Below are 21,361 nucleotides of genomic sequence, written 5' to 3' on the forward strand. Positions count from 1 at the left end.
AGGACGCGATTCTAGCAGGCTCAGGCCCGCAAGGCTAAAGAGAAGGGCGGATCAATTCGAGGCTGAAGTGCTGGCCGCCCAGATAGTCGTCGATGCAGCGGATGATCAGCTCGCTGCGCCAGTTGTCGCGCTGCTCGATTAATTCGTCGCGGGTCAACCACTTGGCGCCGACGATGCCGTCGTCCAGCTGATAGTCCGGGTGGTGTTTGAGTGGCTTGGCGATGAAGCAGACTCGTTGGTAAGTCACGCCGTTGCTTGGGGCGGTGTAGAGATAGATTCCCACCACTCCAGTGGCTTCGACGTCCCAGCCGGTTTCCTCGAGGGTTTCGCGTACGGCGGCTTCGGTCAGGGTTTCGTTCGGATCAAGGTGGCCGGCGGGCTGGTTGAGTACGTTACGCCCGGCCTTGTGTTCTTCAACCATCAGAAAGCGGCCGTTGTCCTCGACGATGGTGGCGACAGTGATGTGGGGTTTCCAGTCCATGTGTTGCCCTCGATTCTGAATGTTGAAATACATACTCTGTAGGAGCTGGCTTGCCGGCGATAGCGGTAGGCCAGTCACCACTAATGTTGAATGGTAGGCCGCCATCGCTAGCAAGCCAGCTCCTACAGGGTTTTGTGTAGATCCATAAAAGGCGCAAACACAAACCCCGGCACGGGGCCGGGGTTTGTGGTGTTTCCTTGCAGCTTTACACCAGCGCAGCAATCGCCGCGTTGAGCGTGGCGCTTGGACGCATGGCCTTGCTGATCAGTTCGGCACTGGCGTGGTAGTAACCGCCGATGTCGACTGGCTTGCCCTGAACGGCGTTGAGCTCGGCAACGATGGTTGCTTCGTTCTCGGTCAGGGTCTTGGCCAGGGTCGCAAATTGCGCTTGCAGTGCAGTGTCTTCGGTCTGGGCAGCCAGGGCTTGAGCCCAGTACAGCGCCAGGTAGAAGTGGCTGCCGCGGTTGTCGATGTTGCCGACTTTGCGCGATGGCGACTTGTTGTTATCCAGGAACTGGCCGGTGGCCTGGTCCAGGGTCTTGGCCAGAACCAGCGCCTTTGGATTGTTGTAGGTCACGCCCAGGTGTTCCAGGGACGCGGCCAGTGCCAGGAATTCACCCAGCGAATCCCAGCGCAGGAAGTTTTCTTCCAGCAGCTGTTGAACGTGCTTCGGAGCCGAACCGCCGGCGCCGGTTTCGAACAGGCCACCGCCATTCATCAGCGGCACGATCGACAGCATCTTGGCGCTGGTGCCCAGTTCCATGATCGGGAACAGGTCGGTCAGGTAGTCGCGCAGTACGTTGCCGGTCACCGAAATGGTGTCCTTGCCTTCGCGGGTGCGCTGCAGGGTGTACTTCATTGCGTCGACCGGCGCCATGATCTGGATGTCCAGACCGGCAGTGTCGTGATCCTTCAGGTAAGCCTGAACTTTCTCGATCACCACGCCGTCGTGGGCGCGCATTGGGTCCAGCCAGAAGATCGCCGGGGTGCTGCTGGCGCGAGCACGGTTGACGGCCAGTTTGACCCAGTCCTGGATCGGCGCGTCTTTGGTCTGGCACATGCGGAAGATGTCGCCGGCTTCAACCGACTGCTCCAGCAGCAGAGTGCCATTGGTGTCGGTCACGCGGACCACGCCGTTGGTCTTGATCTGGAACGTCTTGTCGTGGGAACCGTACTCTTCGGCTTTTTTCGCCATCAGGCCGACGTTCGGTACGCTGCCCATGGTGGTTGGGTCGAAAGCGCCGTTTGCCTTGCAGTCTTCGATGACCGCCTGGTAGATGGTGGCGTAGCAGCGATCCGGGATCACAGCCTTGGTGTCGTGCAGCTGGCCGTCGGTGCCCCACATTTTGCCCGAGTCACGGATCATGGCCGGCATCGAGGCGTCGACGATAACGTCGCTCGGCACGTGCAGGTTGGTGATGCCTTTGTCGGAGTTGACCATCGCCAGGGAAGGGCGAACGGCGTAGACCGCCTGAATGTCAGCTTCGATCTGCGCTTGCTGCTCGGCCGGCAGGGCCTTGATGCGAGCGTACAGGTCGCCGATGCCGTTGTTCAGGTTGAAGCCGATCTGGGTCAGCACGTCAGCGTGCTTGGTCAGTGCGTCTTTATAGAACTCGGCAACGATCTGGCCGAACATGATCGGGTCGGAGACCTTCATCATGGTGGCTTTCAGGTGAACCGACAGCAGCACGCCTTGTGCCTTGGCGCTTTCGATTTCAGCGGCAATGAATGCGCGCAGAGCGTTTTTGCTCATGACGGCGCAGTCGAGGATCTCGCCAGCCTGAACGGTGGTCTTTTCTTTCAGGACGGTGGTGGTGCCGTCTTGAGCGATCAGTTCGATCTTCACGGCGCCAGCGGCGTCGATCAGGGCAGCTTTTTCGCTACCGTAGAAATCACCGGTGCTCATGTGTGCGACGTGGGACTTGGAGTCCGCAGCCCAGGCGCCCATTTTATGCGGGTGCTTGCGAGCGTAGTTCTTGACCGACAGCGGCGCACGACGGTCGGAGTTGCCTTCACGCAGAACCGGGTTCACGGCACTGCCCTTGACCTTGTCGTAGCGCGATTTGACTTCTTTGTCAGCGTCGCTGGTCACGGTTTCCGGGTAGTCCGGCAGGGCGTAGCCCTGGGCTTGCAGTTCTTTGATCGCGGCTTGCAGTTGCGGAACCGAGGCGCTGATGTTCGGCAGCTTGATGATGTTGGCTTCAGGCGTAACGGCCAGGTCGCCCAGTTCGGCGAGGTGGTCGGCTACGGCTTTGTCGCCCAGTTGCTCGGGGAAGCTGGCCAGGATGCGCCCTGCAAGAGAGATATCGCGGGTTTCCACGGCGATATCAGCCGAGGCGGTGAACGCCTCTACGATAGGCAACAGTGAATAGGTGGCGAGGGCTGGGGCTTCGTCGGTGAAGGTATAGATGATCTTCGAGCGGGTGGGCATATTCGGATTAACTCTCTCTTCTTTGCTAAAGCGTGCGCAGAAACTCGAGGGGCGCCGGGTAAGCGCGTTCGTTCAAAGTCATCCATGAGCCGAATATCGAGGTTTCGTTGCTGTGATGTTGGGTGCATCAATAGGGCGTCAGGCAGCCGGACTGCGGTAACAGGCCGGCCTGTCGAGCTGAAAGCCTCATCATAGAGCCTTTCAGTCGTCGTGACCCTTTGGTCAGCGGCGGCATTATACATAGGTAGCTGGCAATCTGCCGATGGTTCATACGCAACGATTCTCGTCCATTGGTCTAAAGGTCGCAGGGGCGAGTGGCGCGCATCGTCATTCGTCGTGCTGGAGTTTGGCGCTTTTCCCTTTGCTTTCAGGCTTGTAGCGCGCGAGTTGTAGGGCTTTGCGGCAGATGGATGGAACATAGGGTTTGCGCGCCGATTCAACTGGGTTACGCTCGAACCAAGCCAGATGTTCAATCCAATCAATGGAGTTCAGCATGGGTTACAAGAAGATTCAGGTTCCGGCCGTCGGCGACAAAATCACCGTCAATGCAGACCATTCTCTCAATGTTCCTAACAACCCGATCATCCCCTTCATCGAAGGTGACGGCATTGGTGTCGACATCAGTCCGGTCATGATCAAGGTTGTCGATGCTGCTGTGAAAAAGGCTTACGGCGGCGAGCGCAAGATTTCCTGGATGGAAGTGTACGCCGGGGAAAAAGCGACTCAGGTTTACGATCAGGATACCTGGCTGCCTCAGGAAACCCTGGATGCGGTCAAGGATTACGTGGTTTCCATCAAAGGCCCGCTGACCACGCCGGTCGGTGGCGGCATCCGCTCGCTCAACGTGGCGCTGCGTCAGCAACTCGACCTCTACGTCTGCCTGCGCCCGGTGCGCTGGTTTGAAGGCGTGCCTAGCCCGGTCAAGAAGCCGGGCGACGTCGACATGACCATCTTTCGCGAGAACTCCGAAGACATCTACGCCGGCATCGAGTGGAAGGCCGGTACGCCGGAAGCCACCAAGGTCATCAAGTTCCTTAAAGAAGAAATGGGCGTTACCAAGATCCGTTTCGACGAGAACTGCGGTATCGGCGTCAAGCCGGTTTCCTTGCAAGGCACCAAGCGTCTGGCGCGCAAGGCCCTGCAATATGTGGTCGACAACGATCGTGATTCGCTGACCATCGTGCACAAAGGCAACATCATGAAGTTCACCGAAGGTGCCTTCAAGGAATGGGCCTACGAAGTGGCTGCCGAAGAATTCGGCGCGACCCTGCTCGACGGTGGTCCGTGGATGCAGTTCAAGAACCCGAAAACCGGCAAGAACGTCATCGTCAAGGATGCCATCGCCGACGCCATGCTCCAGCAAATCCTGCTGCGCCCGGCCGAGTACGATGTGATCGCGACCCTGAACCTGAACGGCGACTACCTCTCCGACGCACTCGCGGCGGAAGTGGGTGGTATCGGTATCGCGCCAGGTGCCAACCTGTCCGACACCGTGGCCATGTTCGAAGCCACCCACGGCACCGCACCGAAGTACGCGGGCAAGGACCAGGTCAACCCGGGTTCGCTGATTCTGTCCGCCGAAATGATGCTGCGCCATATGGGCTGGACCGAGGCGGCCGACCTGATCATCAAGGGCACCAACGGCGCGATTTCCGCCAAGACCGTGACCTATGACTTCGAACGTCTGATGGATGGCGCCAAGCTGGTTTCTTCTTCCGGTTTCGGCGATGCACTGATCTCGCACATGTAAGCGAACGACAGGCATGCAAAAACCGCCCGGCTCAAGTGATTGAGCCGGGCGATTTTTTATATGACTGGAGGGTGGTGCGGTCTTAGGCTGTAACGGTCGATTGTGCGGTGGAAGTCACGGTTTTCGAGGCATCCACAGGGTTGCCGATATTGACCGCATGCAGGCCCTTGGGTCCCTGGATGATTTCGAATACCACAGCTTGCCCGGCCTTCAGGGTTTTATAACCCTCCATCTGGACGGCCGAGTAGTGGGCAAACAGATCTTCTGTCTTGCCGTCCTCATTGATGAACCCGTAACCCTTGGCATTGTTGAACCATTTGACCTTGCCACTGACCTTGACGCCTGACATACCCATATCCCTCTGCAACAGACTCCATCACTGGAGTATCATCCAGTTCATCCGCAGTCACTTCTTTAAAAAAAGTTGACTCCGCGGACCTTTTTTACCCACTGTGGGCTCTATTGTTTGTAACACCCTTTTGCCGATAGTCAAGTTGACCCGGCAGTCGGAGTTGAAAACGCTGATAGCCGCCCCCACCACTGTATTTGAACAACAGACGAACCTTTCTTTCCATGCATGCAATCAGCCAGATTCGACTAACATTCAATCAGGATCGCCTGACTCTCCAGAAAGATCTCCCGGAGGAACGCGACGACGATGGCGCAGGCATTGCTGTTCAGGAGGCCAAGCCTGCGTTACAGGCGCCGCCAATGTACAAGGTGGTTTTGTTCAATGATGACTACACACCGATGGATTTCGTCGTCGAAGTGCTCGAGGTGTTTTTTAACCTGAATCGCGAGCTGGCGACCAAGGTCATGCTGGCCGTTCATACAGAAGGACGGGCAGTATGTGGAGTGTTTACCCGCGACATCGCCGAGACGAAGGCCATGCAGGTCAACCAGTACGCCAGGGAAAGCCAGCATCCGCTACTCTGTGAAATCGAGAAGGACGGTTAATCGCCGACCACTTGGGTATGAGGTGAAGCTATGTTAAACCGCGAGCTCGAAGTCACCCTCAATCTTGCCTTCAAGGAGGCCCGTTCGAAGCGTCATGAATTCATGACCGTCGAACATCTTCTGCTGGCCCTATTGGACAATGAGGCTGCCGCCACTGTTTTACGTGCGTGCGGCGCAAACCTCGACAAACTCAAGCATGACCTGCAGGAGTTCATCGACTCCACCACGCCATTGATTCCCGTGCATGACGAGGATCGTGAAACCCAGCCAACCCTGGGCTTCCAGCGTGTACTGCAACGTGCTGTGTTTCACGTACAGAGCTCGGGCAAACGCGAAGTGACTGGCGCCAACGTGCTGGTCGCGATCTTCAGTGAGCAAGAGAGTCAGGCAGTGTTCCTGCTGAAACAGCAGAGCGTTGCGCGCATTGATGTCGTCAACTACATCGCTCATGGCATTTCCAAGGTGCCAGGGCACGGCGATCACTCTGAAGGTGAGCAGGATATGCAGGACGACGAGGGCGGTGAGTCTTCATCTTCAGGCAATCCCCTGGATGCTTATGCCAGCAATCTCAATGAACTCGCGCGCCAGGGTCGTATCGATCCGTTGGTAGGTCGTGAGCTGGAAGTCGAACGCGTTGCGCAAATCCTGGCGCGTCGCCGTAAAAACAATCCGCTGCTGGTGGGCGAGGCGGGCGTGGGTAAAACCGCGATTGCCGAAGGCCTGGCCAAGCGCATTGTCGACAACCAGGTGCCGGACCTGCTGGCCAACAGCGTGGTTTACTCCCTTGATCTTGGCGCGTTGCTGGCCGGGACCAAATACCGCGGTGATTTCGAGAAGCGCTTCAAGGCGTTGCTCAATGAACTGAAAAAACGCCCGCAGGCGATCCTGTTCATCGACGAGATCCACACCATCATCGGTGCGGGCGCCGCGTCCGGTGGCGTAATGGATGCCTCGAACCTGCTCAAGCCATTGCTGTCGTCCGGTGATATCCGTTGCATCGGTTCGACCACCTTCCAGGAATTCCGCGGGATTTTCGAGAAGGACCGTGCCTTGGCCCGGCGCTTCCAGAAAGTTGATGTGTCGGAGCCTTCGGTGGAAGACACCATCGGTATTCTGCGTGGCCTCAAGGGTCGTTTCGAGAGCCATCACAATATCGAATACAGCGATGAAGCCCTGCGCGCGGCCGCCGAACTGGCTTCGCGCTACATCAATGACCGTCATATGCCGGACAAGGCCATCGACGTCATCGACGAGGCGGGTGCGTATCAGCGCCTGCAACCGGTCGAGAAGCGTGTGAAACGCATCGAAGTGCCGCAAGTCGAGGACATCGTCGCGAAAATCGCGCGGATCCCGCCAAAGCATGTCACCAGTTCCGACAAAGAGCTGCTGCGCAACCTTGAACGCGACCTGAAGCTGACGGTGTTTGGTCAGGATGCAGCGATTGACTCGCTGGCAACTGCGATCAAGCTGTCCCGTGCCGGCCTGAAGTCGCCTGACAAACCTGTTGGTTCGTTCCTGTTCGCCGGGCCAACCGGTGTCGGTAAAACCGAAGCGGCGCGCCAATTGGCCAAGGCTTTGGGTGTCGAGCTGATTCGCTTCGATATGTCCGAGTACATGGAGCGGCACACCGTATCGCGTCTGATCGGTGCGCCTCCGGGCTATGTCGGGTTCGATCAGGGCGGTCTGCTGACCGAAGCCATCACCAAGCAGCCTCACTGCGTGCTGCTGCTCGATGAGATCGAGAAGGCGCATCCGGAAGTCTTCAACCTGCTGTTGCAGGTGATGGACCACGGTACGCTGACCGATAACAACGGGCGCAAGGCGGACTTCCGAAACGTGATCGTCATCATGACGACCAACGCCGGTGCCGAAACCGCAGCGCGTGCTTCGATCGGTTTCACCCATCAGGACCACTCGTCCGATGCGATGGAAGTGATCAAGAAGAGCTTCACGCCGGAGTTCCGCAACCGTCTGGACACCATTATCCAGTTTGGTCGCCTCAGCCATGAGGTCATCAAAAGCGTGGTGGACAAGTTCCTTACCGAACTTCAGGCGCAGCTCGAAGACAAGCGTGTATTGCTGGAAGTCACCGATGCTGCCCGCAGCTGGCTGGCGGCCGGTGGTTACGACTCGGCAATGGGTGCTCGACCAATGGCTCGCCTGATCCAGGACAAGATCAAGCGTCCACTGGCGGAGGAGATTCTCTTTGGCGAACTGGCCGAACATGGCGGTGTGGTGCACATCGACATCAAGGACGGCGAGCTGACCTTCGATTTCGAGACCACAGCCGAGATGGCCTGACGTTAAGCCGCAATAAAGCAAAAGGGCGCCGATTGGCGCCTTTTTGCTGTCTATCAAATCGCAGGCAAACAAAAACGCCCGGCATCAGCCGGACGTTTTGTATTGACTTGATTAGCGAGCGCGGTAAGTGATGCGCCCTTTGCTCAAGTCATAGGGCGTCAGCTCGACGCGCACTTTGTCACCGGTAAGAATACGGATGTAGTTCTTGCGCATCTTGCCGGAAATATGCGCGGTTACGACGTGCCCATTTTCCAACTCCACGCGAAACATGGTGTTGGGCAGGGTGTCGACGACAGTGCCTTCCATTTCGAAGCTGTCTTCTTTCGACATGCAGTAAAGCCCTCGGTGTCCAGTGAATGGCCCGGTGCAACTGCGCCAGGCAAAAGCGGCGTGCATTGTGCCCGAAAAGTGGGGGTCAAGCCAAGGGGTTTAGGGTGTGCTCTAGTTCAGGACGACCCAGCGCTGGTTAACTAGCAGCTCAATGGGGCGGTATTGCGTCTTGTAGCTCATTTTTTTGCAGTTTTTGATCCAATAGCCCAGGTAGACCGCCTCCAGTCCCAGGCGCCGGGCCTCGGCGATTTGCCAGAGGATCGCGTAGCGCCCCAGGCTGCGTCGTTCTTCCGCGGGTTCATAGAAGGTGTAGACCGCCGAAAGCCCGTTGGGCAGCAGGTCAGTGACGGCGATCGCCAGCAACCGTCCGTCGAGACGAAATTCGTAGAAACGGGAAAACGGCAGGTCACGTACCAGGAAGGTGGAAAACTGATCGCGGCTGGGTGGGTACATGTCGCCATCGGCGTGGCGTTCTTCAATGTACCGTTGATAGAGATCGAAATACTCTTCGCTGAAACCCGGCTTGGCCGGGCGCACTTGCAAGTCGGCGTTGCGCTTGAAAATCCGCTTCTGCTGACGGTTGGGGGTGAATTGTCCTACGGGGATGCGCGCGGGCACGCAGGCATTGCAGTTCTGGCAATGGGGCCGATAAAGATGATCGCCACTGCGACGAAAACCCATTTCCGACAGGTCTGCGTAGACATGCACGTCCATGGGCTGGCTAGGGTCAAGGAACAGGGTCGTGGCCTGCTCCTCAGGCAGATAGCTGCAAGAGTGGGGCTGAGTGGCATAGAACTTCAAACGCGCCAACTCGGTCATGATCAACCCTCGGGATAATGCTTTCGATTAAGTGTAAGCCACGCGCGCAAAAGTCGCTCAGCAAACCCAGGTTGCGCGGCTGGGTTGATCCAGATATTGCGCCAGATAACCGGCAAACGCGCTGCGGGGAATGGCTCGCGCGCCGAGGCTGTGCAGATGATCGGTAGGCATCTGACAGTCGATCAGGACAAAACCCGAGTCTTTCAGGTGTCGCACCAACGTGGCAAAACCATATTTGGAGGCATTGTCGGCGCGGCTGAACATCGATTCACCGAAAAACATCTGCCCCATCGCCAGGCCATACAGGCCGCCCACCAGTTCGTCCTGGTCCCAGACTTCCACCGAGTGCGCGAACCCGCGGCGGTGCAGCTCAATGTAGGCGTCCTGCATCGCCTCGGTGATCCAGGTGCCGTCGGCATATTCCCTGGGGGCTGCGCAGGCGTGGATCACGGCGGCAAAATCGCGATCGAAAGTCACCTGATAACGTTGCTGGCGCAGCAATTTATTCAGGCTGCGGGAAACGTGCAGTTCGTCGGGAAACAAAACCGTGCGTGGGTCGGGCGACCACCAGAGGATTGGCTGACCCTCCGAGAACCAGGGAAAGCAGCCGTGACGATAGGCCTGGATCAGCCGATCGGCGGACAGGTCGCCACCGGCAGCCAGCAACCCGTTGGGGTCGCGCATGGCTTTTTCCAGCGACGGGAAAGTCAGGGTGTTGCGTTGTAACCAAGTCAGCATGGCGTTCGAGCTTGCAGAAGGGGAGGGCGGCGGGCCATTGGCCCGCCTTCAAGTGTGCCGTTAAACAACGGGAATGTCGTCGAGGTATTTTTCCGCGTCCAGCGCCGCCATGCAGCCAGCCCCCGCCGAGGTGACGGCCTGGCGATAGACGTGATCGGCTACGTCCCCGGCGGCAAACACGCCCGCAATGGCGGTTGCGGTGGCATCGCCCTCGCTGCCGCCCTTGATCAGGAGGTACCCGTCGCGCATTTCCAGCTGGCCGACGAACAGGTCGGTATTGGGTTTATGGCCGATGGCGATGAACACCCCGGCCACCGCCAGTTCCGTGAGCTCGCCGGTATGGCTGTCACGCAGGCGGGCGCCGGTCACGCCGCTGGCATCGCCCAGCACTTCATCCAGATTCTGGTTCCAGTGCAGGCGGATATTGCCGTTGGCGGCTTTTTCGAACAGTTTGTCCTGGAGGATTTTCTCGGAGCGCAACTTGTCCCGGCGGTGGATCAGATGAACTTCCCTGGCGATGTTCGACAAATACAGCGCCTCTTCAACCGCTGTATTGCCGCCACCAATCACGGCGACCACTTGCTTGCGATAAAAGAACCCGTCGCAGGTCGCGCAGGCGGAAACGCCTTTGCCGGCAAACGTTTCTTCCGACGGCAGCCCCAGGTATTGCGCGGAAGCGCCGGTGGCAATAATCAGCGCGTCGCAGGTGTAAGTGCCGCTGTCGCCAGTCAGTTCAAACGGGCGCTGTTGCAACTTGGCAGTATGGATGTGGTCGTAAACGATCTCTGTGGCAAAGCGCTCGGCGTGTTTTTGCATGCGTTCCATCAACACCGGGCCGGTGAGGCCTTCGACATCGCCTGGCCAGTTATCGACTTCGACGGTGGTGGTGAGCTGGCCACCTGCCTGTATGCCGGTAATGACAACGGGTTTGAGGTTGGCGCGGGCGGCATACACGGCTGCGCTGTAACCGGCGGGGCCGGAACCCAGAATGATCAGGCGGTGATGCTTCGCTTCGCTCATAAAAACACCTCATAAGCCTTTGTCACAAAAGAGAATGCGTGCTCAAATTGAGTCGCATGTAATGTGCTGTTGACTATGCTACACCCAAGGATCACAAGCATGGCATCGAGCGTACAAACCCGTACAATGCCTGGCTGTAACAGCGTTTGTAACAAAATAAGCATTGCACTTCGTGTTTATAAAAACCGGAGGGCAGTGTTAAAAGTAGTCTCAGTGATGGCTGTCAACTTTTTACCTGCCTGGATTGGGCAGTTTTTTATAGTCAATCAACAGATGGACGCGCCTCGGGCGCAGGAATAGTAGCGTTTTGAAGAAATCCACCGAAGCACCCAAAACAGTCGTGCCGCTCTGGCGTCAGCAATTGCACTACCGCCTCAAGGAAGGTGCATTGATCGCCATTGGCGCGTTGTGCCTGTTTCTGATGATGGCCTTGCTGACCTACGGCAAGGACGATCCGGGCTGGAGCCATAACAGCAAGATCGACGATGTTCAGAACTTCGGCGGCCCGGCGGGCTCCTACAGCGCCGATATCCTGTTCATGGTGCTCGGTTACTTTGCCTACATCTTCCCGATGTTGCTGGCGATCAAGGCCTACCAGATCTTCCGTCAACGCCACGAGCCGTGGCAGTGGAGCGGCTGGCTGTTCTCCTGGCGCCTGATCGGCCTGGTGTTCCTGGTGTTGTCCGGTGCGGCGCTGGCCCATATTCATTTCCACGCTGCGACCGGCCTGCCAGCCGGCGCTGGCGGCGCGCTGGGCGAAAGCCTGGGCGACCTGGCGAAAAACGCCTTGAACATTCAGGGCAGCACGCTGCTGTTGATCGCCCTGTTCCTGTTCGGCCTGACGGTGTTTACCGACCTGTCGTGGTTCAAGGTGATGGACATCACCGGCAAGATCACCCTTGACCTCTTCGAACTGTTCCAGGGCGCAGCCAATCGCTGGTGGGCGGCCCGTACCGAGCGCAAGCAACTGGTGGCGCAACTGCGTGAAGTCGACGACCGCGTGCACGACGTGGTTGCGCCGACCGTCACCGATAAACGCGAGCAGGCCAAGGTCAAAGAGCGCCTGATCGAGCGTGAGCAGGCCCTGAGCAAGCACATGTCCGACCGCGAGAAACAGGTGCCGCCGGTTATTGCGCCAGCGCCGGTCAAGCCCGCCGCACCCAGCAAGCGAGTCGAAAAAGAGAAACAGGCGCCGCTGTTCGTCGACAGCGCCGTGGAAGGCACCTTGCCGCCGATCTCGATTCTCGACCCGGCAGAAAAGAAACAACTCAATTATTCGCCTGAATCCCTGGCCGCGGTTGGACACTTGCTGGAAATCAAGCTCAAGGAATTCGGCGTCGAAGTCACCGTGGATTCGATCCATCCAGGCCCGGTGATTACCCGTTACGAAATCCAGCCTGCCGCCGGTGTGAAAGTCAGCCGCATCGCCAACCTGGCCAAGGACCTGGCGCGTTCCCTGGCCGTGACCAGTGTGCGGGTGGTGGAAGTGATTCCGGGCAAGACCACGGTCGGTATCGAAATTCCCAACGAAGACCGGCAGATCGTGCGTTTCTCCGAAGTGCTGTCGACCCCCGAGTACGACAACTTCAAATCGCCGGTCACGCTGGCACTGGGTCATGACATCGGCGGCAAGCCGGTCATCACTGACCTGGCGAAGATGCCGCACCTGCTGGTGGCGGGCACCACCGGTTCCGGTAAGTCGGTGGGCGTGAACGCGATGATCCTGTCGATCCTGTTCAAGTCTGGCCCGGAAGACGCCAAGCTGATCATGATCGACCCGAAAATGCTCGAGCTGTCGATCTACGAAGGTATTCCGCACTTGCTGTGCCCGGTGGTCACCGACATGAAGGACGCGGCCAACGCCCTGCGCTGGAGCGTTGCCGAAATGGAGCGTCGCTACAAGTTGATGGCGAAGATGGGCGTGCGAAACCTGTCCGGCTTCAACGCCAAGGTCAAGGAAGCCCAGGACGCCGGCGAACCGTTGAGCGATCCCCTGTACAAGCGCGAAAGCATCCATGACGAGGCGCCGCTGTTGCAAAAGTTGCCGACCATCGTTGTGGTCGTCGACGAATTCGCCGACATGATGATGATCGTCGGCAAGAAGGTCGAAGAGCTGATCGCCCGTATCGCCCAGAAGGCCCGTGCGGCCGGTATCCACTTGATCCTCGCGACCCAGCGTCCGTCGGTTGACGTGATCACCGGTCTGATCAAGGCCAACATTCCGACCCGTATGGCGTTCCAGGTGTCGAGCAAGATCGACTCCCGGACCATCATCGACCAGGGCGGCGCCGAGCAACTGCTGGGCCATGGTGACATGTTGTACATGCCGCCGGGCACCAGCCTGCCGATTCGCGTTCACGGTGCCTTCGTTTCCGACGACGAGGTTCACCGCGTGGTCGAGGCCTGGAAGCTGCGTGGCGCGCCGGAATACAACGACGACATCCTCAACGGTGTCGAAGAGGCCGGCAGTGGCTTTGAAGGCAGCAGCGGTGGTGGCGACGGTGATGATCCTGAAGCCGACGCGCTGTACGACGAAGCGGTACAGTTCGTTCTGGAAAGCCGCCGTGCCTCCATTTCCGCGGTTCAGCGCAAACTTAAAATCGGCTACAACCGCGCCGCACGCATGATCGAAGCCATGGAAATGGCCGGCGTCGTGACGTCCATGAATACCAACGGTTCGCGTGAAGTCCTGGCCCCTGGCCCGGTGCGCGACTGACCGGAATTGAAAAGGGGCGGCGCCCTGAGGCGCCGTCCGCACTCCCACGAATGTTATGAGGACTCCCATGCGTCTGATCCGCATGCTGTTGCTGCCGGTACTGGCTTTGACCACGCTCCAGGCTCACGCCGATGACAAGGACGTGGCGCGCCTGACTCAATTGCTGGAAAAATCCCAGACCCTGACCGCGCGTTTCTCCCAACTGACCCTCGACGGCACGGGTACCCAATTGCAGGAAACTGCCGGTGAAATGTCCCTGCAGCGCCCGGGGCTGTTCTACTGGCACACCAATGCGCCAGCCGAGCAGACCATGGTCTCTGATGGCAAAAAGGTCACCCTGTGGGACCCGGATCTGGAGCAGGCCACCATCAAGAATCTTGATCAGCGCCTGACCCAGACCCCAGCCTTGCTGTTGTCCGGTGACGTGTCCAAGATCAGCCAGAGCTTCGACATCAGCGCCAAGGAAGCCGGCGGCGTGATCGACTTCACGCTGAAGCCGAAAACCAAGGACACCCTGTTCGACAGCCTGCGTCTGTCGTTCCGCAACGGTCTGGTGAATGACATGCAGCTGATCGACAGCGTCGGCCAGCGCACCAATATCCTGTTTACCGGCGTAAAGGCTAACGAGCCGATTCCGGCATCCAAGTTCAAGTTCGACATCCCCAAGGGTGCCGATGTGATCCAGGAATAAAACGCCAAACCTTTTTAGGCGCCGGCTTGCCGGCTCCTACAGGGGATGCTGTGTTAATAGCGAGGTTTTGAAAGTACGTGATGGACCTGTTTCGCAGTGCCCCGATCGCTCAGCCCTTGGCCGCACGTTTGCGCGCGACCAATCTGGATGAGTACGTCGGTCAGGAACACGTGCTCGCTCGCGGCAAGCCTTTGCGCGAAGCCCTGGAGCAGGGTGCCCTGCACTCGATGATTTTCTGGGGGCCGCCGGGGGTGGGTAAAACCACGCTGGCGCGGTTGCTGGCGGAAGTCTCGGAGGCGCATTTCGAAACGGTGTCGGCGGTGCTGGCCGGGGTCAAGGAAATCCGCCAAGCGGTGGAAATCGCCAAGCAGCAGGCGGCGCAATATGGTCGACGGACGATTCTGTTCGTCGACGAAGTGCATCGCTTCAACAAGTCCCAGCAGGATGCATTCCTGCCGTATGTCGAAGATGGCACGCTGATTTTCATCGGCGCGACCACCGAAAACCCCTCGTTCGAACTCAACAACGCTTTGCTCTCGCGCGCACGGGTCTATGTGCTGAAAAGCCTCGACGAGTCCGCGCTGCGCAAACTGGTGCACCGCGCACTGACTGAAGAGCGGGGGCTGGGCAAGCGCAACCTGACCCTCAGCGATGAAGGCTTCCAGATGCTGCTGTCGGCCGCCGATGGCGATGGCCGGCGTCTGCTCAATCTGCTGGAAAATGCCTCCGACCTGGCCGAGGACAACAGCGAGATCGGTACCGATCTGCTGCAAAGCCTGCTCGGCGATACCCGTCGCCGTTTCGACAAGGGCGGCGAAGCGTTTTACGACCAGATTTCCGCGCTGCACAAATCGGTGCGCGGCTCCAACCCCGACGGCGCGTTGTACTGGTTCGCGCGCATGATCGACGGCGGATGCGATCCGCTGTACCTGGCCCGGCGCGTGGTGCGCATGGCCAGCGAAGACATCGGCAATGCCGACCCGCGTGCGCTGAGCCTGTGCCTGGCGGCGTGGGAAGTGCAGGAGCGCCTCGGCAGCCCCGAAGGCGAATTGGCGGTGGCTCAGGCCATCACCTATCTGGCCTGCGCGCCAAAAAGCAACGCGGTGTACATGGGCTTCAAGACCGCACTGCGCGCTGCCGCCGAACACGGCTCGCTGGAAGTGCCGCTGCACCTGCGGAACGCGCCGACCAAACTGATGAAGCAATTGGGCTACGGCGACGAGTACCGTTATGCCCACGACGAACCTGATGCCTACGCCGCCGGAGAAGACTATTTCCCGGAAGAACTAGAGCCCATTCCGTTCTATCAACCTGTACCGCGAGGTCTTGAGTTGAAGATCGGCGAAAAACTCAATCACCTGGCGAAACTTGACCATTTAAGCCCGCGGCAACGGAGAAAATAGTGGTTCCCTTGATCATTGCGGTTTCAGTCGGCGGGATGGCCGGCACACTGTTGCGCTTTGCCACCGGCAACTGGATCAGCGCTAATTGGCCGCGGCACTTCTATACCGCGACGCTGGCCGTTAATATCGTGGGCTGTTTGCTGATCGGCGTTCTATACGGTCTGTTTTTGATTCGCCCGGAGGTGCCCATAGAGGTGCGCGCCGGGCTGATTGTCGGCTTCCTCGGAGGGCTGACGACTTTTTCATCCTTTTCACTGGATACGGTGCGCCTGCTGGAAAGCGGGCAGGTGCCGCTGGCCCTGGGCTATGCGGCCATCAGCGTATTCGGCGGGCTGCTCGCCACCTGGGCCGGCCTGTCCTTGACCAAACTTTGATAACGAGAGACCGACATGCTCGATTCCAAACTGTTACGTAGCAACCTTCAGGACGTAGCGGACCGCCTGGCTTCCCGTGGCTATGCCCTGGATGTCGCGCGCATCGAAGCGCTGGAAGAACAGCGCAAGACCGTCCAGACCCGCACCGAAGCACTGCAGGCTGAACGTAACGCGCGCTCCAAATCCATCGGTCAGGCCAAGCAGCGCGGCGAAGACATTGCGCCGCTGATGGCGGACGTCGAGCGCATGGCGGGCGAATTGAGTGCCGGTAAAGTCGAACTGGATGCGATCCAGACCGAACTGGACTCGATCCTGCTGGGCATCCCCAACCTGCCGCACGAATCGGTGCCGGTCGGTAAAGACGAAGACGACAACGTCGAAGTACGCCGTTGGGGCACTCCGACTGCCTTCGATTTCCCGGTTCAGGACCACGTGGCCCTGGGCGAGAGGTTCGGCTGGCTGGACTTCGAAACCGCCGCCAAGCTGTCCGGCGCCCGCTTCGCCCTGCTGCGTGGGCCGATCGCGCGTCTGCATCGCGCCCTGGCGCAGTTCATGATCAACCTGCACGTCACCGAGCACGGCTACGAAGAGGCCTACACGCCTTATCTGGTCCAGGCACCGGCGCTGCAAGGCACCGGTCAGTTGCCGAAGTTCGAGGAAGACCTGTTCAAGATCGCGCGCGAAGGCGAAGCCGATCTGTACCTGATCCCGACCGCTGAAGTGTCGCTGACCAACATCGTTGCCGGTGAAATCGTCGACGCCAAGCAACTGCCGATCAAGTTTGTCGCCCACACCCCGTGCTTTCGCAGTGAAGCCGGCGCATCGGGCCGTGATACTCGCGGCATGATCCGCCAGCACCAGTTCGACAAGGTTGAAATGGTGCAGATCGTCGAGCCGTCGCAGTCGATGGAAGCGCTGGAAGGCCTGACTGCCAACGCCGAGAAAGTCCTGCAACTGCTCGAACTGCCTTACCGCACCCTGGCGCTGTGCACCGGCGATATGGGCTTCAGCGCGGTCAAGACTTACGACCTGGAAGTGTGGATTCCGAGCCAGGACAAGTACCGCGAAATCTCGTCGTGCTCCAACTGTGGCGATTTCCAGGCCCGTCGTATGCAAGCGCGTTTCCGTAACCCGGAAACCGGCAAGCCTGAACTGGTGCACACCCTGAACGGTTCCGGCCTGGCAGTCGGCCGTACCCTGGTGGCGGTGCTGGAAAACTACCAGCAGGCTGACGGTTCGATTCGTGTACCAGAGGTACTCAAGCCGTACATGGGTGGCCTTGAGGTCATCGGCTAAATGAACTATCTGCCGCTGTTTCACAACCTTCGCGGCAGTCGTGTGTTGGTCGTCGGTGGGGGGGAGATTGCCTTGCGCAAATCCCGCCTGCTGGCCGATGCCGGTGCGCTGCTGCGGGTGGTTGCACCTGAAATCGAAGCGCAATTGCGCGAACTGGTTACCGCCAGCGGTGGCGAGTGCCGGGTGCGTGGTTATGCCGAAACGGATCTGGACGGTTGCGGGCTGATCATTGCCGCCACTGACGATGAGACGCTGAACGCGCAGGTTTCCGCCGACGCTCATCGGCGTTGCGTGCCGGTCAACGTGGTGGATGCGCCAGCACTGTGCAGCGTGATCTTCCCGGCGATCGTCGACCGTTCGCCTTTGATCATTGCCGTGTCCAGCGGCGGCGATGCGCCGGTGTTGGCGCGTTTGATCCGCGCCAAGATCGAAACCTGGATTCCTTCGACCTACGGTCAGCTCGCTGGCCTGGCGGCGCGTTTTCGTCATCAGGTTAAAAAGCTGTTTCCGGATGTACAGCAGCGTCGCGGTTTCTGGGAAGACGTTTTCCAGGGGCCGATTGCCGATCGTCAACTGGCCGGGCAGGGCGGTGAAGCCGAACGCCTGCTGCAAGCCAAGATCGATGGTGAAGCGCCGGTGACCACCGGCGAGGTGTATCTGGTGGGTGCCGGGCCGGGCGATCCGGACCTGCTGACCTTTCGCGCCTTGCGCCTGATGCAGCAAGCCGACGTGGTGCTGTACGACCGCCTGGTCGCGCCGGCAATTCTGGAATTGTGCCGTCGCGATGCCGAGCGGGTGTACGTCGGCAAGCGCCGCGCTGATCATGCGGTGCCGCAGGATCAGATCAACCAGCAATTGGTGGATCTGGCCAAGCAAGGTAAGCGCGTGGTGCGGTTGAAGGGCGGTGATCCGTTCATCTTCGGCCGTGGCGGTGAAGAGATCGAGGAACTGGCAGCCCATGGCATCCCGTTCCAGGTGGTGCCGGGGATCACGGCGGCCAGCGGTTGCGCGGCCTACGCCGGGATTCCGCTGACCCACCGCGATTACGCGCAGTCAGTGCGGTTTGTCACCGGGCACTTGAAGGACGGCTCCACCGACTTGCCGTGGGCCGACCTGGTTGCGCCAGCGCAAACCCTGGTGTTCTACATGGGTCTGGTGGGCTTGCCGAGCATCTGCGAGCAGTTGATCAAGCATGGTCGCGGCGCGGATACCCCGGCAGCGTTGATTCAGCAGGGCACCACGGTCAATCAGCGGGTGTTTACCGGCACGTTGGCCGACCTTCCACGTCTGGTGGCGGAGCATGAAGTGCATGCACCGACGCTGGTGATCGTGGGCGAAGTGGTGAAACTGCGCGAGAAGCTGGCCTGGTTTGAAGGGGCTCAGGGGCAACTCTGAACCGGGTGTGCCCATCGCCGGCAAGCCAGCTCCCACAGGTTTTGTGTTGAAGCGACCATCTTCAACATCACATAGATCACTGTGGGAGCTGGCTTGCCAGCGATGGGGCTTTCAAAGCCTGCGTAAATTTCAGGCCCTGCGCCAAACCCCTTTGCCGCTCAACCGCTCCCGATCATGGGCAGTGGTGAAGTCCTGCTCCGGCCCTTTAGGCACGACGCCCGTCGGGTTAATGGTCTTGTGGCTGCCGTAGTAGTGATGCTTGATGTGGGTGAAGTCCACCGTTTCGGCAATCCCTGGCCACTGATACATCTCCCGCAGCCAGATCGACAGGTTCGGATAATCGGCAATGCGCCGCAGGTTGCACTTGAAGTGGCCGTAATACACCGCGTCAAAACGAATCAACGTGGTGAACAGGCGAATGTCTGCCTCAGTCAGGTACTCGCCCGTCAGGTAGCGGTTGGCGTCCAGTACTTGTTCCAGATGATCCAGCTCGGCAAACAACTCATCAAACGCCTGTTCATAAGCCTGCTGTGACGTGGCAAACCCGGCGCGGTACACGCCGTTGTTCACCGCTGGATAAATCCGCTCATTCAGCGCATCGATTTCGCCCCGCAGAGGCTGCGGATAGAAGTCCAGGTCATTGCCGGTCAACTCATCGAATGCGCCGTTGAACATGCGGATGATCTCCGCCGATTCATTGTTGACGATGCGCTTCTGCTGTTTATCCCACAGCACCGGCACGGTAACGCGACCGGTGTAGTTGGCGGTGTCGGCGGTATAGCGCTGGTGCATGAAGTCGAAGTGATCGAGTGTGTCGCCGGTTGAGCCGTGGGCCTTGTCGAAGGTCCAGCCGTTTTCCAGCATCAAGTAGCTGACCACCGACACATCAATCAGGCTTTCGAGGCCCTTGAGCTTGCGCATGATTAGCGTGCGGTGGGCCCAGGGACAGGCGAGGGACACGTAAAGGTGATAGCGGCCCGCCTCGGCGGCAAAGCCACCGACACCGCTCAGGCCGGGCTGGCCGTCGGCGGTCACCCAGTTACGGCGCTGCGCCTGCTCACGCTGGAACGCGCCGTCCTTGCTGCTTTCGTACCATTTGTCCTGCCAGCGACCTTCGACTAATAAACCCATGTCCGTGACTCCTCAACCGATAAGCGTTGGAGAGGAGTCTATGCCCATGAGTTCGAACAAAAAGCGCAAAGATCGGGCGTCAATGATCGGTTAAATCGATTTGTCGCGAGACGCCCAGTATTTCTCGGCCGTTTCGAACGCTTGCTCACGGCTTTGGCCGAGGCCGCGCAAGGCCAGGGCCATGGTCGAGATCAGGGCCATTTGCGGGTAGCTGTCGACCACATCGCCGCGCCAGACGGCCTTGAGATGCGCCGGGTCGAGGCCGGCCGGTTTGACGTGGCGCTGGCTCGACAGTTGCGGCCATTCCTCATCCCAGCTTTCGCCGCCGGTGGTGCCGTACAAGTGGCTGTCGGCGTCCGGGTTGATCTCGATCTCGCCGCCATCGCCCTTGACCACAATGGCCGTGTCGCCAAGCAGGCCACTGGCATCGCGGTGCACGGCCTGATAGCCGGGGTGGAAGATGCTTTGCAAGCCGCAGCGGGCGCCCAGCGGATTGAGGATCCGCGCCAACGAATGGATCGGTGAACGCAGGCCGAGGGTGTTGCGCAGGTCGATCATCCGTTGCAGCTGCGGCGCCCAGTCCACCAGCGGCATGAACGCCAGACCGCCGTTGTCCAGCGCCGTGCCGACCTGCTGCCAGTTGCGGCACAACGGGATCTTCAGCTCCTCCAGCAATTGCTCGCTGTACAGCCGACCGGCCGTGTGTGCGCCGCCACCGTGCATGAAAATCCGCACGCCGTTCTGCGCCAGGCACTTGGCGGCCAACAGATACCACGGCAAATGACGTTTCTTGCCGGCGTAGGTCGGCCAGTCCAGATCCACCGCCAGTGCCGGCGCTTGCAGGCGTTCGCGCAGGGCTTCGGTGAACCCGGCCATCTCTTCGGCGCTTTCTTCCTTGTGCCGCAGCAGCATCAGGAAGGCGCCGAGCTGGGTTTCTTCGACCTGTTCATCGAGCACCATGCCCATGGCGGCGCGGGCTTCTTCGCGAGTCAGGTCGCGGGCGCCGCGTTTGCCTTTGCCGAGGATTCGCACGAACTGGGCGAATGGATGTTCGGCTGGGGTTTGAAGGGTCAGCGCTGGATAGTCGGTCACGCCTTCCGGAACCTTACTCACTGTTAAAGGCATTTTATTTCCCATAAATCAGACACTTACCTAATTGAACTTTTTTCGGTTTTTTGTGCGTAGCGACCGAGCGCGCCTCTCAATTTTTGACCACTCCTGGCCGATTGCTGTCTTGCTAGAGGCTGAAATCGACCCATTATAGCGGTCTTCCAAAAATCACTGGAGTTGGCTCAGAAGGCAGCTTTAGGGGCCGTATAAATGACTCTGTAATGTGCCCTGAGGCTTTTTTTTCTTCTGACGCGACATTCAGACTGACCCATTGCTGCCGGTCGGCAAGAGCATCAGCCGCCCCGTAGCGGACACAGTTGCTTCTTTCTAAAATGCTCTATAGCGCTGTCTGTGAACGGGTGTTTTCTTTCAGGCTGCCAAAATCCTACTAGAGTTATCGGTCGGGCCGGTGGGTTAT

Annotated in this window: 19 protein-coding genes; 9 read left to right on the plus strand and 10 right to left on the minus strand. The window is 59.2% G+C overall.

The window, feature by feature from the left end; all coding sequences use genetic code 11:
* Positions 1–34: 34 nt before the first annotated feature.
* From M5G20_RS13500 to M5G20_RS13510, 3 genes are all read right to left on the minus strand, one after another.
* The gene (locus tag M5G20_RS13500) at positions 35–481 is read right to left on the minus strand and encodes an NUDIX hydrolase (protein ID WP_273919469.1); all 447 of its coding nucleotides are present in this window, start codon (positions 479–481) and stop codon (positions 35–37) included.
* A 205-nt stretch (positions 482–686) separates the two neighbouring features.
* Positions 687–2,912, minus strand: a complete 2,226-nt coding sequence (locus M5G20_RS13505; RefSeq protein WP_273919470.1) for an NADP-dependent isocitrate dehydrogenase — start codon at positions 2,910–2,912, stop codon at positions 687–689.
* A gap of 327 nt (positions 2,913–3,239) precedes the next feature.
* Positions 3,240–3,407, minus strand: coding sequence for a hypothetical protein (locus M5G20_RS13510; RefSeq protein ID WP_273919471.1), 168 nt, complete (start codon positions 3,405–3,407; stop codon positions 3,240–3,242).
* Here M5G20_RS13510 and icd point away from each other — a divergent pair.
* Positions 3,406–4,662 (plus strand): NADP-dependent isocitrate dehydrogenase, encoded by a 1,257-nt coding sequence (gene icd / locus M5G20_RS13515; protein WP_075947937.1) that lies wholly within the window; start codon positions 3,406–3,408, stop codon positions 4,660–4,662. The genes M5G20_RS13510 and icd overlap by 2 nt on opposite strands.
* Before the next feature lie 82 nt (positions 4,663–4,744).
* On the opposite strand, the gene cspD is transcribed toward icd, so the two are convergent.
* Positions 4,745–5,011 (minus strand): cold shock domain-containing protein CspD, encoded by a 267-nt coding sequence (gene cspD / locus M5G20_RS13520; protein ID WP_273919472.1) that lies wholly within the window; start codon positions 5,009–5,011, stop codon positions 4,745–4,747.
* Positions 5,012–5,235: 224 nt separating this feature from the next.
* On the opposite strand from cspD, the gene clpS reads away from it, so the two are divergent.
* Both clpS and clpA read left to right on the plus strand, forming a co-directional pair.
* Positions 5,236–5,619 (plus strand): ATP-dependent Clp protease adapter ClpS, encoded by a 384-nt coding sequence (clpS, locus tag M5G20_RS13525; protein ID WP_273919473.1) that lies wholly within the window; start codon positions 5,236–5,238, stop codon positions 5,617–5,619.
* A gap of 30 nt (positions 5,620–5,649) precedes the next feature.
* The gene (clpA, locus tag M5G20_RS13530) at positions 5,650–7,920 is read left to right on the plus strand and encodes an ATP-dependent Clp protease ATP-binding subunit ClpA (RefSeq protein ID WP_075947936.1); all 2,271 of its coding nucleotides are present in this window, start codon (positions 5,650–5,652) and stop codon (positions 7,918–7,920) included.
* Between the two features lie 111 nt (positions 7,921–8,031).
* Here the strand turns inward: clpA and infA are convergent, their stop codons facing one another.
* From infA to trxB, 4 genes are all read right to left on the minus strand, one after another.
* A complete protein-coding gene (infA, locus tag M5G20_RS13535; RefSeq protein ID WP_002553999.1) occupies positions 8,032–8,250 on the minus strand; it encodes a translation initiation factor IF-1 in 219 nt (72 codons plus the stop codon).
* 111 nt (positions 8,251–8,361) lie between these two features.
* Positions 8,362–9,069 (minus strand): arginyltransferase, encoded by a 708-nt coding sequence (locus M5G20_RS13540; protein WP_150735173.1) that lies wholly within the window; start codon positions 9,067–9,069, stop codon positions 8,362–8,364.
* A 57-nt stretch (positions 9,070–9,126) separates the two neighbouring features.
* Positions 9,127–9,807 carry a leucyl/phenylalanyl-tRNA--protein transferase gene (gene aat / locus M5G20_RS13545; RefSeq protein WP_273919474.1) on the minus strand — a complete coding sequence of 227 codons (681 nt, stop codon included), beginning with the start codon at positions 9,805–9,807 and terminating at the stop codon, positions 9,127–9,129.
* A 60-nt stretch (positions 9,808–9,867) separates the two neighbouring features.
* Positions 9,868–10,827 (minus strand): thioredoxin-disulfide reductase, encoded by a 960-nt coding sequence (gene trxB / locus M5G20_RS13550; RefSeq protein WP_273919475.1) that lies wholly within the window; start codon positions 10,825–10,827, stop codon positions 9,868–9,870.
* Positions 10,828–11,134: 307 nt separating this feature from the next.
* Here trxB and M5G20_RS13555 point away from each other — a divergent pair, with 307 nt between their 5' ends.
* The 6 genes from M5G20_RS13555 (at position 11,135) to cysG (ending at position 18,702) form a co-directional block, all read left to right on the plus strand.
* Positions 11,135–13,543 carry a DNA translocase FtsK gene (locus tag M5G20_RS13555; RefSeq protein WP_273919476.1) on the plus strand — a complete coding sequence of 803 codons (2,409 nt, stop codon included), beginning with the start codon at positions 11,135–11,137 and terminating at the stop codon, positions 13,541–13,543.
* 67 nt (positions 13,544–13,610) lie between these two features.
* Positions 13,611–14,234: an outer membrane lipoprotein chaperone LolA gene (gene lolA, locus M5G20_RS13560; RefSeq protein WP_150735169.1), complete on the plus strand. Its 624-nt coding sequence runs from the start codon at positions 13,611–13,613 to the stop codon at positions 14,232–14,234.
* Positions 14,235–14,314: 80 nt separating this feature from the next.
* Positions 14,315–15,637, plus strand: coding sequence for a replication-associated recombination protein A (locus M5G20_RS13565; protein ID WP_273919477.1), 1,323 nt, complete (start codon positions 14,315–14,317; stop codon positions 15,635–15,637).
* Positions 15,637–16,011, plus strand: coding sequence for a fluoride efflux transporter CrcB (gene crcB, locus M5G20_RS13570; protein ID WP_273919478.1), 375 nt, complete (start codon positions 15,637–15,639; stop codon positions 16,009–16,011). Before M5G20_RS13565 ends, crcB begins: the two co-directional genes overlap by 1 nt.
* A 15-nt stretch (positions 16,012–16,026) precedes the next feature.
* Positions 16,027–17,307, plus strand: coding sequence for a serine--tRNA ligase (gene serS, locus M5G20_RS13575; RefSeq protein ID WP_273919479.1), 1,281 nt, complete (start codon positions 16,027–16,029; stop codon positions 17,305–17,307).
* Complete coding sequence (gene cysG / locus M5G20_RS13580; RefSeq protein WP_273919480.1) at positions 17,308–18,702, plus strand: siroheme synthase CysG; 1,395 nt, start codon at positions 17,308–17,310, stop codon at positions 18,700–18,702.
* 129 nt (positions 18,703–18,831) lie between these two features.
* On the opposite strand, the gene M5G20_RS13585 is transcribed toward cysG, so the two are convergent.
* Both M5G20_RS13585 and M5G20_RS13590 read right to left on the minus strand, forming a co-directional pair.
* Positions 18,832–19,833, minus strand: coding sequence for a glutathione S-transferase family protein (locus M5G20_RS13585; RefSeq protein WP_273919481.1), 1,002 nt, complete (start codon positions 19,831–19,833; stop codon positions 18,832–18,834).
* A gap of 90 nt (positions 19,834–19,923) precedes the next feature.
* A complete protein-coding gene (locus tag M5G20_RS13590) occupies positions 19,924–20,925 on the minus strand; it encodes a glycosyl transferase family protein (protein ID WP_273919687.1) in 1,002 nt (333 codons plus the stop codon).
* Between the last annotated feature and the right edge of the window lie 436 nt (positions 20,926–21,361).

Source organism: Pseudomonas sp. TNT2022 ID1044 (assembly GCF_028656895.1).
Taxonomy (GTDB): domain Bacteria; phylum Pseudomonadota; class Gammaproteobacteria; order Pseudomonadales; family Pseudomonadaceae; genus Aquipseudomonas; species Aquipseudomonas reinekei.

What these genes read in the sequence shown, in the direction of transcription:
- aat (WP_273919474.1), bottom strand. Translation starts at nt 9,807, where the DNA reads ATGCTGACTTGGTTACAACGCAACACCCTGACTTTCCCGTCGCTGGAA.
- infA (WP_002553999.1), bottom strand. Translation starts at nt 8,250, where the DNA reads ATGTCGAAAGAAGACAGCTTCGAAATGGAAGGCACTGTCGTCGACACC.
- lolA (WP_150735169.1), top strand. Translation starts at nt 13,611, where the DNA reads ATGCGTCTGATCCGCATGCTGTTGCTGCCGGTACTGGCTTTGACCACG.
- M5G20_RS13540 (WP_150735173.1), bottom strand. Translation starts at nt 9,069, where the DNA reads ATGACCGAGTTGGCGCGTTTGAAGTTCTATGCCACTCAGCCCCACTCT.
- trxB (WP_273919475.1), bottom strand. Translation starts at nt 10,827, where the DNA reads ATGAGCGAAGCGAAGCATCACCGCCTGATCATTCTGGGTTCCGGCCCC.
- M5G20_RS13585 (WP_273919481.1), bottom strand. Translation starts at nt 19,833, where the DNA reads ATGGGTTTATTAGTCGAAGGTCGCTGGCAGGACAAATGGTACGAAAGC.
- clpA (WP_075947936.1), top strand. Translation starts at nt 5,650, where the DNA reads ATGTTAAACCGCGAGCTCGAAGTCACCCTCAATCTTGCCTTCAAGGAG.
- icd (WP_075947937.1), top strand. Translation starts at nt 3,406, where the DNA reads ATGGGTTACAAGAAGATTCAGGTTCCGGCCGTCGGCGACAAAATCACC.
- M5G20_RS13565 (WP_273919477.1), top strand. Translation starts at nt 14,315, where the DNA reads ATGGACCTGTTTCGCAGTGCCCCGATCGCTCAGCCCTTGGCCGCACGT.
- M5G20_RS13505 (WP_273919470.1), bottom strand. Translation starts at nt 2,912, where the DNA reads ATGCCCACCCGCTCGAAGATCATCTATACCTTCACCGACGAAGCCCCA.
- M5G20_RS13500 (WP_273919469.1), bottom strand. Translation starts at nt 481, where the DNA reads ATGGACTGGAAACCCCACATCACTGTCGCCACCATCGTCGAGGACAAC.
- cspD (WP_273919472.1), bottom strand. Translation starts at nt 5,011, where the DNA reads ATGTCAGGCGTCAAGGTCAGTGGCAAGGTCAAATGGTTCAACAATGCC.
- cysG (WP_273919480.1), top strand. Translation starts at nt 17,308, where the DNA reads ATGAACTATCTGCCGCTGTTTCACAACCTTCGCGGCAGTCGTGTGTTG.
- clpS (WP_273919473.1), top strand. Translation starts at nt 5,236, where the DNA reads ATGCATGCAATCAGCCAGATTCGACTAACATTCAATCAGGATCGCCTG.
- M5G20_RS13510 (WP_273919471.1), bottom strand. Translation starts at nt 3,407, where the DNA reads ATGCTGAACTCCATTGATTGGATTGAACATCTGGCTTGGTTCGAGCGT.
- serS (WP_273919479.1), top strand. Translation starts at nt 16,027, where the DNA reads ATGCTCGATTCCAAACTGTTACGTAGCAACCTTCAGGACGTAGCGGAC.